The organism is Pseudomonas parafulva, from assembly GCF_000800255.1.
Taxonomy (GTDB): Bacteria; Pseudomonadota; Gammaproteobacteria; order Pseudomonadales; family Pseudomonadaceae; genus Aquipseudomonas; species Aquipseudomonas boreofloridensis.
In genome coordinates, this window is sequence record NZ_CP009747.1 from 1,734,331 (window position 1) to 1,749,153 (window position 14,823).

The 14,823-nt window shown below is 60.8% G+C and carries 19 protein-coding genes; 9 read left to right on the forward strand and 10 right to left on the reverse strand.

The genetic code is table 11. The features are described from left to right. Window positions 1-73 precede the first annotated feature (73 nt). Window positions 74-775, forward strand: a complete 702-nt coding sequence (locus tag NJ69_RS07610; RefSeq protein ID WP_039577706.1) for a response regulator transcription factor — start codon at window positions 74-76, stop codon at window positions 773-775. A gap of 6 nt (window positions 776-781) precedes the next feature. Then, entirely contained in the window at window positions 782-2,095 is a 1,314-nt protein-coding gene (locus tag NJ69_RS07615) for an ATP-binding protein (protein WP_039577710.1), read from the forward strand. 56 nt (window positions 2,096-2,151) lie between these two features. Here the strand turns inward: NJ69_RS07615 and NJ69_RS07620 are convergent, their stop codons facing one another. From NJ69_RS07620 to NJ69_RS07640, 5 genes are all read right to left on the reverse strand, one after another. Continuing rightward, the gene (locus NJ69_RS07620) at window positions 2,152-3,738 is read right to left on the reverse strand and encodes an ABC-F family ATPase (protein ID WP_039577712.1); all 1,587 of its coding nucleotides are present in this window, start codon (window positions 3,736-3,738) and stop codon (window positions 2,152-2,154) included. 32 nt (window positions 3,739-3,770) lie between these two features. After that, the gene (locus NJ69_RS07625; RefSeq protein ID WP_039577717.1) at window positions 3,771-4,130 is read right to left on the reverse strand and encodes an integrase; all 360 of its coding nucleotides are present in this window, start codon (window positions 4,128-4,130) and stop codon (window positions 3,771-3,773) included. Window positions 4,131-4,160: 30 nt separating this feature from the next. Then, a complete protein-coding gene (locus NJ69_RS07630) occupies window positions 4,161-4,928 on the reverse strand; it encodes an SDR family oxidoreductase (protein ID WP_039577719.1) in 768 nt (255 codons plus the stop codon). A gap of 55 nt (window positions 4,929-4,983) precedes the next feature. After that, a complete protein-coding gene (locus NJ69_RS07635; protein WP_039577721.1) occupies window positions 4,984-5,661 on the reverse strand; it encodes a polysaccharide lyase family 7 protein in 678 nt (225 codons plus the stop codon). Between the two features lie 63 nt (window positions 5,662-5,724). After that, a complete protein-coding gene (locus NJ69_RS07640; protein ID WP_039577723.1) occupies window positions 5,725-6,057 on the reverse strand; it encodes a hypothetical protein in 333 nt (110 codons plus the stop codon). 220 nt (window positions 6,058-6,277) lie between these two features. Between NJ69_RS07640 and NJ69_RS07645 the strand changes: the two genes are divergently transcribed. Further along, window positions 6,278-6,535 (forward strand): hypothetical protein, encoded by a 258-nt coding sequence (locus tag NJ69_RS07645; RefSeq protein ID WP_029612618.1) that lies wholly within the window; start codon window positions 6,278-6,280, stop codon window positions 6,533-6,535. 8 nt (window positions 6,536-6,543) lie between these two features. On the opposite strand, the gene NJ69_RS07650 is transcribed toward NJ69_RS07645, so the two are convergent. After that, window positions 6,544-7,590 (reverse strand): HWE histidine kinase domain-containing protein, encoded by a 1,047-nt coding sequence (locus tag NJ69_RS07650; RefSeq protein WP_245219522.1) that lies wholly within the window; start codon window positions 7,588-7,590, stop codon window positions 6,544-6,546. Window positions 7,591-8,043: 453 nt separating this feature from the next. Between NJ69_RS07650 and NJ69_RS07655 the strand changes: the two genes are divergently transcribed. Next, entirely contained in the window at window positions 8,044-8,541 is a 498-nt protein-coding gene (locus NJ69_RS07655; RefSeq protein WP_039577729.1) for a methylated-DNA--[protein]-cysteine S-methyltransferase, read from the forward strand. 4 nt (window positions 8,542-8,545) lie between these two features. Here the strand turns inward: NJ69_RS07655 and NJ69_RS07660 are convergent, their stop codons facing one another. Further along, on the reverse strand, window positions 8,546-8,791 hold the full coding sequence (locus NJ69_RS07660; protein WP_029612622.1) for a hypothetical protein: 246 nt from the start codon (window positions 8,789-8,791) through the stop codon (window positions 8,546-8,548). A gap of 173 nt (window positions 8,792-8,964) precedes the next feature. On the opposite strand from NJ69_RS07660, the gene NJ69_RS07665 reads away from it, so the two are divergent. The 3 genes from NJ69_RS07665 to NJ69_RS22745 all read left to right on the forward strand — a co-directional run bounded on the left by NJ69_RS07665 (window position 8,965) and on the right by NJ69_RS22745 (window position 11,080). Beyond that, window positions 8,965-9,654, forward strand: a complete 690-nt coding sequence (locus tag NJ69_RS07665) for a metallophosphoesterase (protein ID WP_039577732.1) — start codon at window positions 8,965-8,967, stop codon at window positions 9,652-9,654. A gap of 207 nt (window positions 9,655-9,861) precedes the next feature. Next, window positions 9,862-10,866 carry a DNA-binding protein gene (locus NJ69_RS07670; protein WP_039577735.1) on the forward strand — a complete coding sequence of 335 codons (1,005 nt, stop codon included), beginning with the start codon at window positions 9,862-9,864 and terminating at the stop codon, window positions 10,864-10,866. 37 nt (window positions 10,867-10,903) lie between these two features. Beyond that, window positions 10,904-11,080 carry a DUF6021 family protein gene (locus NJ69_RS22745; protein WP_162889529.1) on the forward strand — a complete coding sequence of 59 codons (177 nt, stop codon included), beginning with the start codon at window positions 10,904-10,906 and terminating at the stop codon, window positions 11,078-11,080. A gap of 48 nt (window positions 11,081-11,128) precedes the next feature. On the opposite strand, the gene NJ69_RS07680 is transcribed toward NJ69_RS22745, so the two are convergent. Together NJ69_RS07680 and NJ69_RS07685 are read right to left on the reverse strand one after the other, a co-directional pair. Further along, a complete protein-coding gene (locus tag NJ69_RS07680) occupies window positions 11,129-11,380 on the reverse strand; it encodes a hypothetical protein (protein WP_029612627.1) in 252 nt (83 codons plus the stop codon). Between the two features lie 26 nt (window positions 11,381-11,406). Then, the gene (locus NJ69_RS07685; RefSeq protein ID WP_039577738.1) at window positions 11,407-11,907 is read right to left on the reverse strand and encodes a DUF4142 domain-containing protein; all 501 of its coding nucleotides are present in this window, start codon (window positions 11,905-11,907) and stop codon (window positions 11,407-11,409) included. 302 nt (window positions 11,908-12,209) lie between these two features. Between NJ69_RS07685 and NJ69_RS07690 the strand changes: the two genes are divergently transcribed. Next, window positions 12,210-13,547 (forward strand): dihydroorotase, encoded by a 1,338-nt coding sequence (locus tag NJ69_RS07690; RefSeq protein WP_039577743.1) that lies wholly within the window; start codon window positions 12,210-12,212, stop codon window positions 13,545-13,547. Between the two features lie 25 nt (window positions 13,548-13,572). After that, the gene (dksA, locus tag NJ69_RS07695; protein ID WP_039577746.1) at window positions 13,573-13,980 is read left to right on the forward strand and encodes an RNA polymerase-binding protein DksA; all 408 of its coding nucleotides are present in this window, start codon (window positions 13,573-13,575) and stop codon (window positions 13,978-13,980) included. Between the two features lie 6 nt (window positions 13,981-13,986). Here dksA and NJ69_RS07700 read toward each other — a convergent pair whose 3' ends face one another. Beyond that, on the reverse strand, window positions 13,987-14,700 hold the full coding sequence (locus NJ69_RS07700; RefSeq protein ID WP_039577749.1) for an MgtC/SapB family protein: 714 nt from the start codon (window positions 14,698-14,700) through the stop codon (window positions 13,987-13,989). Window positions 14,701-14,823 lie beyond the last annotated feature (123 nt).

A 14,823-nucleotide genomic window follows, 5' to 3' on the forward strand; every position in this document is an offset into this window, starting at 1 on the left:
GCTACGTAGGATTCTATATCCTGCGGGCAACGGGCCGTGTCGGCCTTTTCACTCTGATGACTTTCAAGCGCCCATGCCCAACTTACTCCTGGTCGAAGACGACAGCGCGCTGTCGGAGCTGATCGCCAGCTACCTGCAACGCAACGATTTCCATGTCCGGGTGATCGCCCGTGGCGACCACGTGCTCGAGGAGTTCCGCCGCCAGCGTCCGGACCTGGTGGTGCTCGACCTGATGCTGCCGGGGCTGGATGGATTGCAGGTCTGTCGCCTGCTGCGCCAGGAGTCGCAGAGCCTGCCGATTCTCATGCTCACCGCTCGCGATGACAGCCATGATCAGGTATTGGGCCTGGAGATGGGTGCCGATGACTACGTCAACAAGCCGTGCGAGCCACGCGTGTTGCTGGCCCGTGTACGCACTTTGCTGCGCCGTAGCAGCGTGGGCGAGCCGCGCCTGGACCACGAGCTGATCGAAATCGGTGGGCTGAGCATCGATCTGGCCGAGCGAACAGTCAGTTGGCGCGGCGCCGAGGTCGAGTTGTCCAGTGGTGAGTACAACCTGCTGGTGGTGCTGGCGCGCAATGCCGGCGAGGTGCTCAGTCGCGACCGTATCCTGCAGCAGCTGCGTGGTATCGAGTTCAACGGCACCGACCGCTCCGTGGACGTGGCGATCTCCAAGCTGCGGCGCAAGTTCGACGATCACGCCGGCGAAGCACGCAAGATCAAGACTGTGTGGGGTAAGGGTTACTTGTTCAGCCGGGTCGAGTGGGAGTACTGAGCCGCCATGCTCAAGTTCCTGGTACGACTCTACCTGCTGATCATCGTCGCCTACGCCGGCGCGCTGCTGCTGATTCCCGATGCCATAGTCGGTGCGTTCCACGATCGTTTCATGGCCTACAACCTGGATCAGACCCGTGGTGTGCAATCGCTGATCGTCCGTCAGTTCCAGCAGGCGCCGCAGGCACGCTGGCCGCAGGTGGAGCAGGAACTGGCTGCCGCGTTCGCACCCTTGCAGGTGCAACTGCTGCGCATGGACGACCCGGATCTCAAGCCGGTCGAGCGCGCACGCCTGGAACGCGGGCAGCACGCCTTGCGCCTGGCGGACTGGGGTTATTACCAGACCATCATGGCGCCGCTGGATCGCAATTGGTTCGTGCGTCTGAACTCGCCACCGGACCCGCTGGACATCAACGTGTTGTCGTGGGGCGTGACGGTACTGATCGGCGCGGCCATGCTCGGCTGCCTGCTGCTGTGGGTCTGGCCGCACTGGCGTGACCTGGAGCGGCTCAAGGACACCGCCCGACGCCTGGGGCGCGGCGAGATGTCCGAGCGCACGCAGATTTCCCCGCGCTCCAACATCGGCGAGCTGGCTGGGGTGTTCGACACCATGGCCGGCGACCTGGAGCGCCAGGTCAGGCAACAGCGCGAGCTGCTCGATGCCGTCTCTCACGAGCTCCGTACGCCGTTGACCCGGCTGGACTTCGGGCTGGTACTGCTGTTCGACGAGGTGCCCGCCGCCAGTCGCAAGCGTCTGCTGGAACTGGTCGGGCATGTGCGCGAGCTGGACGAACTGGTGTTGGAGCTTTTGTCCTACAGTCGGCTGGACAACGCCGAGCAGGTGCGCGAGCGGGTGGAGGTGTCGCTGGTCGAACTGGTCGACAGCGTGATCGGGGGTTTCGCCGAAGAGCTCGACGGGCGCGGCATCCAATGGGAGGTGCACGCCGATGAGGGGCTGCCGCGCTTCGTGCTCGATCCGCGGCTGACAGCGCGGGCGGTACAGAATCTGGTGCGCAACGCCATGCGCTACTGCGACCGACGCCTGCTGCTGCGCCTGACCCAGGAAGCCGACCGGGCTTGCCTGCTGACGGTGGAGGATGATGGAATCGGCATTCCGCCCGAAGAACGCGAGCGAATTTTCCAGCCGTTCTATCGTCTGGACCGCAGCCGAGACCGCAGTACCGGTGGCTTCGGCCTGGGCTTGGCGATCAGCCGTCGAGCCATCGAGGGGCAGGGCGGAACCCTGACGGCGGCGCAGTCCGCCTTGGGCGGGGCGCAATTCAGGATTCGCCTTCCGGCAGGTGCCCTGCAACCCAGCTGAACAGCGCTCGCAAAAAAGGGCTGCCAGGCAGCCCTTAGTGCATCGTCCGTGAGGACTTAGAACACCACACCCTGACTACGCAGGTAGTCATCGTAAGTGCCGCTGAAGTCGATCACGCCATCGGCCGACAGCTCGATGATACGCGTGGCCAGCGAGGATACGAACTCGCGGTCATGGCTGACGAACAGCAGGGTGCCCGGATAGTTCTCCAGCGCCAGGTTCAGCGCCTCGATGGATTCCATGTCCAGGTGGTTGGTCGGCTCGTCCATCACCAGCACGTTGGGCTTCTGCAGGGTCAGCTTGCCGAACAGCATACGGCCTTGCTCACCACCGGAAATCACTTTGACCGACTTGAGAATCTCGTCGTTGGAGAACAGCATGCGGCCGAGCGTGCCACGGATGACCTGCTCGCCACTGGTCCACTGACCCATCCAGTCGAACAGGGTCACGTCGTCTTCGAAGTCGTGAGCATGATCCTGCGCGTAGTAACCTACCTCGGCGCTGTCGGTCCACTTGACCGAACCGGCGTCGGGCTGCAGCTCACCGACCAGGGTGCGCAGCAGCGTGGTCTTGCCGATGCCGTTGGGGCCGATGATCGCCACGCGCTCGCCGGCTTCGACGGTGATGTCGAAGTTCTTGAACAGCACCTTGTCGTCGAAGGCCTTGGCCATTTTTTCCACGACCACGGCCTGACGGTGCAGTTTCTTGGTCTGCTCGAAGCGGATGAACGGACTGACCCGGCTGGAGGGCTTGACCTCGGCAAGCTGGATCTTGTCGATCTGCTTGGCCCGGGAAGTGGCCTGCTTGGCCTTGGAGGCGTTGGCCGAGAAGCGGCTGACGAAGGTCTGCAGCTCGGCGATCTGCGCTTTCTTCTTGGCGTTGTCCGAGAGCAACTGTTCGCGGGCCTGGGTGGCGGCGGTCATGTACTCGTCGTAGTTGCCTGGGAACAGACGCAGTTCGCCGTAGTCCAGGTCGGCCATGTGGGTGCAGACGCTGTTGAGGAAGTGACGGTCGTGGGAAATGATCACCATGGTACTGTTGCGCGCCGTGAGCACGTTTTCCAGCCAGCGGATGGTGTTGATGTCCAGGTGGTTGGTCGGCTCGTCGAGCAGCAGCACGTCCGGATCGGAGAACAGCGCCTGGGCCAGCAGCACGCGCAGTTTCCAGCCCGGCGCCACTTCGCTCATCGGACCGAAATGCTGCTCCAGCGGAATACCCAGGCCCAGCAGCAGTTCGCCGGCACGCGATTCGGCGGTGTAGCCGTCCATTTCAGCGAACTCAGTTTCCAGCTCGGCGACGGCCATGCCGTCTTCCTCGGTCATTTCCGGCAGCGAGTAGATGCGGTCGCGTTCGGCCTTGACCTTCCACAGTTGGCTGTGACCCATGATCACCGTGTCGATGACACTGAACTGCTCATAGGCGAACTGATCCTGACGCAGCTTGCCCAGGCGCGTGTTGGGCTCGAGCATCACCTGGCCGGCGCTGGGCTCCAGATCGCCGCCCAGAATTTTCATGAAGGTCGACTTGCCGCAACCGTTGGCGCCGATCAGGCCGTAGCGGTTGCCGTTGTTGAATTTGACGGAGACGTTCTCGAACAGGGGCTTGGAGCCGAACTGCATGGTGATGTTGGCTGTGGAGATCAAGTGCTTGTCCTGCGGGGGTTCCAGAGGTGTATTTAGGCTATCCCGGCGCTGTCGGGCCATTTTTCGGCCCGTTCGACTCGGGGCGGCAGCTTCTCCAGCTCCCTCCAGTCCGAGGAGGAGCTGATCCATTTCGCGTAGGTAGAGAGGAACAGCTCTACGCTATGGCCGAGCTGATTGGCGATGAACGCGGGGTTCATCCCAGGCATCAGGCACAGAGTTGCGTAGGCGTGGCGGGTGTCGTACTGACTGCGTTCACGGATGTTCAGCGCCTTGAGCGCTGATTTGAAGTGGCGGATTGTAACACTTGGCTCGTCGATCCACAGCCCACCTTTGCCCGGCTGGAGCAGAAAGGGCTTTGCGGGTATGCCGGTTTGAATACCAAACGTCAACATTTCGCCAGCCGCCAAGCCTGATGTACGGCGTTATTCTCCCTCCCTCGCCGCCGCCATCTGATCGTTGAACCGCCTGAAGAATTCCGTGTAATCCTCGCCGCGCTCGGCGAAGCGCAATGGCTTCACCCGTTCCACCAGAATTTCGTCCGCATCCGGTGAGTGCTCGAAGATTGCCATCACCTCGTCGATGAACTCACGCAACGGCATGGCATGGGGATCGTTCGCCTGACGTTGGCCCATCAACTCGGTTTGTACGTAGGGCGGAGCGATTTCATGCACGCGCACACAGGTGTCTTTCAATTGATAGCGCAGTGACTGCGTGTAGGAATGAATCGCCGCTTTGCTGGCGCTGTAGCTGGGCGTGAGGGCTAATGGCAGAAACGCCAGCCCTGAAGACACGGTAATGATCGTCGCGTGAGGTTGTTGCAAAAAGTGCGGCAGTAGCCAGCCGTCCAGACGCATGGGGCCTAGTAGGTTGGTGGTGATGGTGGCATCCAGTTCGGTGGGGCCTGCTCTGAGTGATTCGCCGCGCATGATGCCCGCGGCATGCAGCACGCCGTTCAAAGTCGGGTAGTCGCGGATCAACGCCTGTGCCACGCGCTGCAGATCTTCGGCATCGCTGACGTCCAGCACTTTGTACTGCAGGCCGGGGTTATCCGCCACCTGCTGACGCAACACCGACTCGCGCCGCCCGGCGATGATCACCTCGTTGCCCAGGGCTGAAAACGCCTTGGCCAATTCCAGGCCGATACCGCTGCCGCCGCCGGTGACCAGAAGAGTATTACCTGTCGTTTGCATGATCGTTCCTTACTACGGATGTAGTGTGAGGTGAACACGGGGTGGGCATTGCTGGTTATAAGCGATGGGTGAGCGAAAGCGTGGAGATGATGCAAATCGAACCATCGTCAGCCGGCGTCGTTTCAGTTTGATCGACCTGATTGTAGACGCCGCCATGGAATTCGAAGCGCTGTGAACTCCACGTCTTATCGAATTGAAGAGGACCGCAGGATCCGGAAGCGCCGTTGCATTTCGCAGTCACTGTTATCTGGCCCTGGGCGGTGGCCTGTAGGGTCACGGTGAACTCGGCACCCAGCGGCACATTTTCCAGCACCGTCATGTTAGTTGGCGTTGCTTGGCTATAGGTCCGGCGAAAACCCAGGGTGAGGCTGCCCTTGTTCCAGAACACCTTGACGGGCGGTCCGTCATCACCTCTCACATGCATCTGCGAAACCACCACCTTGTGTGCAGAGTTGACTTTGGTAAGTCGCATCGTTTGCCGGTTCAGGTGTTCAGTTGCACTCGCCAGCGTCCAATTTGTGGATTCAGACCACTCGCAACGGGTTCGCCGTGTACTTTTGCTCGACGCGCCTTTTGTGGGTGCCGAGAGCTGAACAGACCCGTCGTCCAGCACCTTGATGATGCTGGGGTATTTCGCGATCGCCTCCGAGCCTTTCATCTCAAGCGCGACCGGGTTCTTCGCCGATGTCGGTAGGGGTGTAGTGAGGGTGAGGTTATTGATGTTTACAGTCATGTCGCCTTCCTTGTGCGGCCGGGGTAGTAGGTGACGATTGCACGTCATGTTCAATCAACCGTCTCACCCATTCATCTTCGCAGCCAATAGCGCACGTTCCTTGCTCAATGACTTGAGTACGCCGGGCTGTCCTCCGACTTTCATGAACAGGAAGTAGCGTTCGTGTTCATCGTGGAGGAGGCGATAGACATTGGCTGACCTTTCAGCATTAGGCGGCGTGAGTTTGTCCACGATCAATGTGTAGGCGTCCACTCCGAGGTCGCTCAAGGCGTTCTGCAGCTCAGTATCAACTTTCAAGCGCCACCTCTTCGAGTTGTATCGATACGCCCAAATCGCAAACGCGATAGCCAGTATTGGCATTACCCCGGAGGCGAAGACCGTCAGAACTTTATCCATGAAGCCTCTTCGTGACGTGGGAAAACCCGTTATCAATACCGGCGGGCGCCCAGAACTGCAAGAGAGGTCTACAGGCACTGCCCGCTGCCTGTCCATCCAGCCTGGATGCAAAGCCAGTAGCACCGTCAGGCGCGCCATAGTAGGTTGCGCCTTCAACACAACCTGTCCGGTTCGTTGCCTGTATGCCCATGGACCGGGCACTCACCATTGGGGAGGTCAGATGGACACTGTTCAATCAATCAGTCAGCGAGAAATGGATGCCGCCCTCGTGGCGTTTGCCCGCTTCAAGATCGGCGAGATCAAGCTCTTCGATCTGGAGCAGGCCATGAGCTTCGATGCAGGGGACGCGCTGTCCAGAAGCGGGCTGGTGAGGTTCTCGATCAGCAAAATGGCGTCGGGCCGTTATCGCATCAGCGATGAAGGCGAGAATGCGATCACCCAGGCAGGGCGGGAACGTCTGGAGGCGCTTCGCGGATAAGCGCCGGGCTACGGTAGCTGTTCAGGCGAGGCCCCGGCAAAGCCCAGCCTCGTCGTGAACGGCGCACTGATACTGCAACTGAAACCCTGTGGGTCGTAAGTCAGGCTCGCACTGCCATCGAACGCATTGCGCAGGCTGCCGTTGATCATCAACGTGCCGTAGCCCTTGTGGGTGGGCGCTGTTACCGGTGGGCCGTTTCCTTCCTGCCAGGTCAGGTCGAAATAGGGGGCGCTCTCTTCGCCGGTGCGCAGCGACCAAGCGACATTGAGTCTCCCGCCAGGTTCGGAGAATGCGCCGTACTTGGCAGCATTGGTCGACAGCTCATGCAGTACCAGGGCGATGGAGGACGCAGCCTCCGGTGCCAGGGTGATCGCAGGACCGTTGAAAAGCGTCTGGTGCGTGCAACTGTAGGGCGCCAAGGTGTCCTGCAGCAGTTCGAGCAAGCCGGTTTGCTGGTGAGTGACGGCCAGCGCGTGGGCTTTTTGCATCATCACCAGGCGTCCCTCGAACGCCTTGCGAAAGTTCGCGGGGTCGGGGTAATTGCGTGAGGTGAAGACGGCCATGGCGCCGATGGTGGTAAACAGGTTGCGCATGCGGTGGTCGAGCTCCTCGACCAGAATCTTCGCCGCCTCTTGCGTTCTGCTATAGGCGAACAGGTGCGCGCACAGCTCGGTGGCATGACCAAGCAGCTCACGCTGGTCCCCGCTCAAAGGCACGTCGTGTGGATGGATGACGGCGATGCTGCCTTGCACCACGCCTTCGTTGCTCAGTGCGGGGAACGACACCAGCGATTGCAGACCATGGGCGTGGAACAGCGCTTTCCATTCGGCAGAAAATCGCGAGTCGCAGGCGACGTTCGGTACTTCGACCGGACGTCCTGTCATCACCGCCATGCCGCATGAGCCACGTTTGCCCGTGATCAGATTGCCTACCAACTGGGCGCCGAACTGTTCCGGCAACGCTGGAAAAATGGCGTGGCGAAAGGTTTTTCCGGGTTTGTCCAGGACGGTGACGCCTACCGTAGTGCCGGGCATTTCAGCCTGCAGGGCGTTCACGAAGGCTTCCAGCAATGGAAGCACTGGTCCACCAATGGCCATGACGCCAAGCGCTTTTTGGCGAAATGCATCAATCAGCTGGAGCATGGTCAGGTCACTCGAAACGATAAGCTGAACGGCAGCGTCTAGCGTGAGGGCTGGCGGATGCTCGGCGCCCAGGGCAGCGCTGCGCGAGGCACATGATGCGTCAAAAGGCTGCACTCGCCAAGCAAACAAACTCTTGGGAAAGGGGCGCGGGTGTCGCGATCAGGTAACTATTGCTGAATGGCGGGCAAAGAAAAGCCCGCTGGGGAGGGCGGGCGAAGTATTTCACGGATGTGGCTTAATCTTGCCAGCCGCCAGGTGAAAATGTCGTGAAGATAGTGTCGCAAAGATCTGTAGTTGGAAAAAACTGGATCCACCCGATGACCCCGATTAGTGTGCCAGGTGTCTCATCCCTTCCAGGAGCCATCCGTGTCCAACGCCTATACCTTGATGCCATCACCCGTAGGCACTTTGACACTGGTCGCGCGTGGCGAGTGTCTGGCTGCCGTACTTTGGGAAGAAGAGCGTGAGAACCGGGTGCGGCTCGGTGAGCTACACCGCGAGGACCGCTTGCCGGTGTTGCGTGAAACCGCTCGCCAACTGGGTGAATACTTCGCGGGGCAGCGTGAGCGCTTCGAACTTCCATTGGATTTTGCCGGCACCGACTTCCAGCGCCAAGTCTGGGCGGCGTTGCTGACCATCCCCTTCGGGCAGACCCGCAGCTACAGCGATATCGCCCGTCAGATCGGCAATCCCTCGGCGGTGCGGGCGGTCGGGGCGGCCAATGGTCGCAATCCCATCTCGATCATCGCGCCATGTCACCGGGTGATCGGCGCGTCGGGCAGCCTGACGGGCTTTGCCGGTGGGCTGGCGGCCAAGCACTTCCTGCTGGCGCTCGAGGGACGCCAGAGCTTATCTCTGTTCTGAGTGCTCAGCGGCTGAACGCCCATGCCAAGACACAGGCCACGAGGCTGACCAACGTTCCCGCAAGCATTGTGTAGTGGCGGTGAGACTGGCGAGCATGCGCCTCGACGTTGCGCAGGTATTCGCCCGGGGTCGGAGCGTCAGGCCGATGACGCAGACCTTCGGCGATGTCGGCCAGCCTGCCGTGAATCAGCAAACCGACCAGGTAATAGCAAATGGCATAGCTGGCGATGATCAGCAGCAGGTATTTCACGCGGATCCGTCCTTGGTCGAGACAAGTGTCAAAGATAACCACGTGCGCAGACTTTTACCCAGTGAAACTGAGATTTCCACGTTCATCGCGTGACCCAACCTTATGCCATGCTATCCGCCACAGCCTAAGCAGTACCCTACGAATGCGGGCGGTCTGTCGAGAGGTTATAGAGAATGCTGCGCTTTAAGAGCATGACGGCCAACACCGCAGGCCGCGACATGGCGGTAGGTGATATCCATGGTCATTTCCAGCGCCTGCAAGCGGCGCTGGAGCTCATCGCCTTCGATCCCTCGGTGGACCGACTCTTCAGCGTCGGCGATCTGGTGGATCGCGGTCCTGCCAGCGCGGATGTTCTGCATTGGCTGGCGCAGCCCTGGTTTCATGCAGTGCAAGGCAATCACGAAGCGTTGGCAATCACGCACGTGCGCGGTGGTCAACTCGATCTGGACATGTACCGTGCGGCGGGTGGCAGCTGGTTTCTGGACTTGGCGCCGAGCGAGCAGTTGGATTTGGTCGAACATTTCGAAGCGCTGCCCATCGCTATGCAAATACCCACGCCGCTGGGCCTGATTGGGTTGTTGCACGCGGACAGCCCGTTTCCGGACTGGCAGCAACTGCGCGCCGGCCTGGAGGTCGGCGATCAGAATGTGCAGGAGGTCTGCCAATGGTCCCGGCGGCGCCTGAAAACGCATGATGCCAGGCCGGTGGAAGGTCTGCGCGCGCTGCTGGTCGGTCATACCCCGGTGCCCGAGCACAGGGTCCTGGGTAATGTCTGGCACTTGGATACGGGAGGGTGGAGCAATGGTTTCTTCAGCCTTCTGGACATCACGACCCTGAAGATCGCCACGCCCACATTCCGCTGATTCCCCTGCGCTGACGCACTCTGCAACCTCGACCCATCTCCCGTTAATCCGTACGCCTGCCGCGCCTGGCAGCGCGTCCACAAACCCTCACATTCGATAACCCGTGATTATTGAATGTATTCGTATCAGGAATTGAGGTGGAATAATTTTGATTTCTAGTATGTAATTACATGGTACGTAATACATTACGAAATCGTAGGAGTCATCATGGCCCGTGGAGGCATCAATAAGGCGGTGGTGCAGCGGGCGCGTCAGGCTCTCATCGCCAGGGGCGAGCATCCCAGCATTGATGCCGTCCGTATCGAGCTCGGCAATACCGGGTCGAAGACCACCATTCATCGTTATTTGAAAGAGCTGGATGCGCAGTTGCCCGTGCAAAGTGCCCCGGCGCTGGGTGAGACGTTGGGCCGCTATGTGCAGCAGCTTGCAGACCAACTCAATGAGGAAGCCGAGGCCCGCGTTGCCCTGGCTCAAGCTGCGTTCGATGCCCAGATCGAACAGATGCGGACACAACTGAGTTTGGCCGAGCAAGCGCTTGTAGCCGCCGATCAGCAACAGCAGATCCAGGCCAGCGCGTTGCAGAGTCAATCCGAGCGACTCGAGACGACCCTGGCCAGCCTTCAGAGCGAGCAACTGCGCAGCGCTAGCCTCAACCAGTCTTTGGGCGAGCTCCAGGTGCGCCTGGACGACAAGATCGAACAGATTCGGTCACTCGAAGACAAGCACCGCAATGCCCGCGATGCCTTGGAGCATTACCGCAGCGCCAGCCGTGAGCAGCGCGAGCTGGATCAACGTCGCCATGAGGCGCAGGTGCAACAATTGCAGGTGGAATTGCGCCAGATGCAGCAGGGGATGGTGGTACGCCAGGAAGAACTGACCCGGCTGCACCGCGACAATGAGCGGTTGTCAGTCGAGAATCGACAGCAACAAGCGCAGCGCAAGCAGCTCGATGAACAACTGGAGCAGCGCGACGCCCAGGTCCAGGGACTGCGCTCGATCCTGGCTCAGGCCCAGGGCGCCAGCGAAGAGTTGCGCCGGCAGTGGGATAATGATCGTCAGGCCTTGGAAAGCCAGCGTGAGTTGACTCTTGAGCAGGCACGCCTGGTAGAACGGCTGCAAGATCGGCTGACGCTCAGCGAAGCTCGATCTGCGCAGCTCGCCCTGGCCGCCGAGGAGCGTGAGAAGCAGATAAATCAAACTTCCCCGCCGTGACAGGCTCTTTCATAGACACGTTCGAGGAGAGTAGAAGATGAGTACACACAAAACTCCTTCACATCACAATGAAGGGCCGCATTCTTCGGAAGAGAGTTCTGGGGAAAAAGATCTTGGATTCGATCCGGATTCGCCGGATCTGGAAGATCCTCAGGTAGACCCGCAAGGTCCGGCCATTGCGCCCAAGGATCACGAAAAGAAAGACCACCACTGACGCGACGAGCCTCGGCGCTGCGCAGGCAGCCACCGAGGCTCTAGGCCTTCAGCCTTCCAGTTTCTTCGCCGCCTCTACGCCGGCACTGGATAACTTGATCGGGTAGCTGACGTCGAGTTGCTGATCAGCATCGACGCTGACGCAGCCGTCATGGATCAACCCCTCTTCTTGCAACGACTTGAGCATCCCGGCGACAGCCATCTCGCCGCGGTAGTTGTCCAGGATCTCCTTACCCAAGCCGTGAGGGTGGGCGTGTCGCAACCGGGTCAGCACCTCGGCGCGCAGGTCATCGTCACTCATATCGAACCTCATTGGTTACCGGTGAATCACTTGCCGTGCTTGGTTTGCAGTTGCTTGGCTTCCTGCAGGTGCTTTTCCAGCGCAGGCAAGGTCTGAACGGCAAAGGCCTTCAGCTCGGCCTTGTCGGAGGACTGAGCCTCCTTTTTGTACAGCTCCACGGCTTTTTCGTGTGCAGCGACCTGATTGTTGACGTAGGACTTGTCGAACGACTCATCACGCCATTCCAGGATCACTTTCTTGATCTTGTCGGTCAGCGCAGCGTCATCCGGCACCTTGATGTCCAGCTTGCCCGCCAACTCGGTCAACTGCTGATTCACTTTGGTGTGATCGGTGACCATCTGCTGAGCGAAGGTCTTGATTTCGGCGTCCTTGCTCTTTTCCAGCGCCAGGTTGCCGGTGACCACTTCCGCGATACCTGCCTCTACAGCAGCATCGACGAAATCGTCCGAGGTGGCGGCCATCGCTTGTACCGAGGCCAGTCCCATGGCCATGCACAGTCCGGCTCGCTTGAGGAAGAGATTGCTCATGTGTCACTCCTTATCCGTGGGCGCGACGTCAGTGTCGCGTTCGGTTGAGCCACGGCCGGTGGAGAAAGTTTGATTTATCTCGCTTTTTTTCAGGCGCCATTGGGGTGGGGAGGGGCGGGCTGCTTTCGGTGCCGTCAAGACGGACACCGAGAATGCAGTTGCAATTTAAGTGTTATAACGTAACATTTTATCCCGATTCTTCTTTCAGGATTTCCGCGTGCGCTCTTTGCCTTTCATTCCTGCCTCACCCAATTCCTGCACCTGCCATCCAGGCGCAGCATTTGTCCTGATCGGGTGCTGACATGGCCGATCTGTTGATACGCAACGCTCGCTTGATCAACGAGGGCCGCGTCTTCGAAGCCGACGTGCAGGTGACCCGTGGACGCATCGACAAGATCGCCACGAGCATCGACGGCGCTTGTGCCAACCAGGAAATCGACGCCCAGGGTCAGTGGTTGATGCCTGGGATGATCGACGACCAAGTCCATTTTCGCGAGCCCGGAGCCGCGCACAAAGGCACGATGGCCAGCGAATCGCGGGCGGCAGTGGCGGGCGGCATCACCAGCTTCATGGACATGCCCAACACCCTTCCGGCCACGTTGAGCCTTGCGGCGTTGGCCGATAAGAAGCATCGCGCCGCCGCCACTGCCCAGGCCAACTATGGATTTCATTTCGGTGTCAGCTGCGACAACTTGGACACCGTCGCTGGGCTCGATCCCCGAGAAGTCGCCGGGGTCAAGGTGTTCATGGGCGCCTCCACCGGCAATATGCTGGTCGACGACCCGCAGGTGCTCGAGCGCTTGTTCCGCGACTGTCCGACCATCCTGCTGGCGCACTGCGAGCACACGCCCAGCATCCTCGCCAATGAAGCGCGCTGGCGTGCCAGCCATGGTGAGGCGATCCCTGCGGCGGCGCATCCATTGATCCGCGACGCCGAGGCATGCTACCGCTCATCTTCTCTGGCCGTGGCGATGGCGCGCCGACTGGGGACACGCCTGCATGTACTGCACCTGACCAGCGCGCGCGAGTTGGCACTGTTCAGCACAGGCGCGCCGAGCGACAAACGCATCACTGCTGAGGTGTGCCTGCATCATCTGCTGTTCGATGACCGCGACTATGACCGACTGGGCCATCTGATCAAATGCAACCCCTCGATCAAGACCCGGGCAGACCGCGATGCGCTGCGCCAGGCACTGGCCAGCGATGTAATCGACGTCATCGGTACCGATCATGCGCCCCATACCCTCGAGGACAAACAACGCCCTTACAGCCAGGCGCCTTCAGGACTGCCGCTGGTGCAGCACGCATTGCCGGCAGCGCTGGAGCTGGTGGCCGATGGCGTGCTGAGCTTGCCAAAGCTGGTGGAGAAGACCAGTCACGCGGTGGCCAGGCTATTCGGTATTCGCGAGCGCGGTTTCCTGCGCGAGGGGTATTGGGCGGATCTGGTATTGGTCGAGAAACTGGCCACGCCGCGTCCGGCCATTGATGACCCGGTGCTGGCCCACTGCGGCTGGACGCCGTTCCAGCACCATGCCTTCCGCCATGTGGTGCGCACCACGGTCGTATCGGGGCAACTCGCCTGGCACCAGGGTCAGGTGCAGCCGGGCTGCCAAGGGCTGCCATTGATGTTCGATCGATGATTCATTTCTTCCACGAGCGTGTCCCATGACTGAAGAAGAGTTGCTTGCACAGGCACCAGAAGCCTACATGAATGAACCCCAGCGTCAGTTCTTCCGCAACCTGCTGCTGGCGCAGCGTACCGATCTGCAGACGCGCATCGAGCAGGAGTTTCGTGCGTTGCGCGAGCAGGAGGTGCACAGCGATCCAGCTGATCTGGGCAGCGCCGAAGAGGAAAGGCAGTGGCAACTGCGCTCTCTGGAACGGGAAAAACGCCTGCTGGACAAGATCGACCAGGCGCTTGAGCGCCTGGCGCGCGGCGACTATGGCTGGTGCGACGAAACCGGCGAGCCGATCGGGTTGCGCCGTCTGCTGCTGCGTCCCACGGCCACCTTGTGCATCGAGGCCAAGGAGCGCCAGGAACTGCGTGAGCGGCACCTGCGCGACGACACCTGATACGTTCTAGTCGGTCAACACCGGCTGGACGTGACGCTGCCACCGCACCGCGCTGACGCCTTTCTCCAGACTCACCCGGCTGACCAGGCGTTCCAGTTGGGCGGGCGCCTGGGGCGTGCCGAGCAACTCGGCGCGGACCTCAAGACGTTGTGCGTCGGGCAAATCTTCGCTGTGCAGCGACTGCAGACGCAGCCCAGGGTCGCTCAGGCTGTGCAGCATCAGGCTGCGCACTTGAATCTCGTCTTCGGTGCGGCAGACGATGCGCACTTCGAAGTGTTGCTCGACTTCGCTGGCCGGAACCATGTCCTGGCGGTCGAGGCGTTGGGCGATCTCACGCAGCAGGATGTTCGCGCACAGCACCGTCAGGCTGCCCAAGGTGGCTTCCAGCAGCAGACCAAGGCTGCACAGCACACCGATGGCGGCGGTGCACCAGAGCGTGGCAGCGGTGTTCAGGCCGCGCACGTTGAAGCCGTCGCGCATGATCACGCCGCCGCCGAGAAAACCGATGCCCGACACCACGTAGGCGGCGATGCGCGACGCGTCGCTGGGCGCCATGCCTGGCACCGCCTGGGTCATCAGCACGAACAGGCAGGCGCCGGTGCTGACCAGCGCGTTGGTGCGCAGGCCGGTCAGACGCTGGCGCAGTTGACGTTCGGCGCCGATCAGGGCGCCCAGAGCGAGTGCTACGCCGACGCGCAGCAGAAATACTTTCCAATCCATAGCAAACCTCTTTCCACGGGACAATGCCCGCACGCGCGTCACTGGCTTCAGTGACGCCGATGAAGTGAATGAGTGCGCAGGACCACAGTGCTCGCCAGCAGCAGCCGGCTGAGTGGAAGGAGA

Excerpts from the sequence above, each read along its gene's own strand:
- NJ69_RS07610 (WP_039577706.1), top strand. The coding sequence starts at position 74 with ATGCCCAACTTACTCCTGGTCGAAGACGACAGCGCGCTGTCGGAGCTG.
- NJ69_RS07615 (WP_039577710.1), top strand. The coding sequence starts at position 782 with ATGCTCAAGTTCCTGGTACGACTCTACCTGCTGATCATCGTCGCCTAC.
- NJ69_RS07625 (WP_039577717.1), bottom strand. The coding sequence starts at position 4,130 with ATGTTGACGTTTGGTATTCAAACCGGCATACCCGCAAAGCCCTTTCTG.
- NJ69_RS07630 (WP_039577719.1), bottom strand. The coding sequence starts at position 4,928 with ATGCAAACGACAGGTAATACTCTTCTGGTCACCGGCGGCGGCAGCGGT.
- NJ69_RS07635 (WP_039577721.1), bottom strand. The coding sequence starts at position 5,661 with ATGACTGTAAACATCAATAACCTCACCCTCACTACACCCCTACCGACA.
- NJ69_RS07640 (WP_039577723.1), bottom strand. The coding sequence starts at position 6,057 with ATGGATAAAGTTCTGACGGTCTTCGCCTCCGGGGTAATGCCAATACTG.
- NJ69_RS07645 (WP_029612618.1), top strand. The coding sequence starts at position 6,278 with ATGGACACTGTTCAATCAATCAGTCAGCGAGAAATGGATGCCGCCCTC.
- NJ69_RS07665 (WP_039577732.1), top strand. The coding sequence starts at position 8,965 with ATGCTGCGCTTTAAGAGCATGACGGCCAACACCGCAGGCCGCGACATG.
- NJ69_RS07670 (WP_039577735.1), top strand. The coding sequence starts at position 9,862 with ATGGCCCGTGGAGGCATCAATAAGGCGGTGGTGCAGCGGGCGCGTCAG.
- NJ69_RS22745 (WP_162889529.1), top strand. The coding sequence starts at position 10,904 with ATGAGTACACACAAAACTCCTTCACATCACAATGAAGGGCCGCATTCT.
- NJ69_RS07680 (WP_029612627.1), bottom strand. The coding sequence starts at position 11,380 with ATGAGTGACGATGACCTGCGCGCCGAGGTGCTGACCCGGTTGCGACAC.
- NJ69_RS07685 (WP_039577738.1), bottom strand. The coding sequence starts at position 11,907 with ATGAGCAATCTCTTCCTCAAGCGAGCCGGACTGTGCATGGCCATGGGA.
- NJ69_RS07690 (WP_039577743.1), top strand. The coding sequence starts at position 12,210 with ATGGCCGATCTGTTGATACGCAACGCTCGCTTGATCAACGAGGGCCGC.
- dksA (WP_039577746.1), top strand. The coding sequence starts at position 13,573 with ATGACTGAAGAAGAGTTGCTTGCACAGGCACCAGAAGCCTACATGAAT.
- NJ69_RS07700 (WP_039577749.1), bottom strand. The coding sequence starts at position 14,700 with ATGGATTGGAAAGTATTTCTGCTGCGCGTCGGCGTAGCACTCGCTCTG.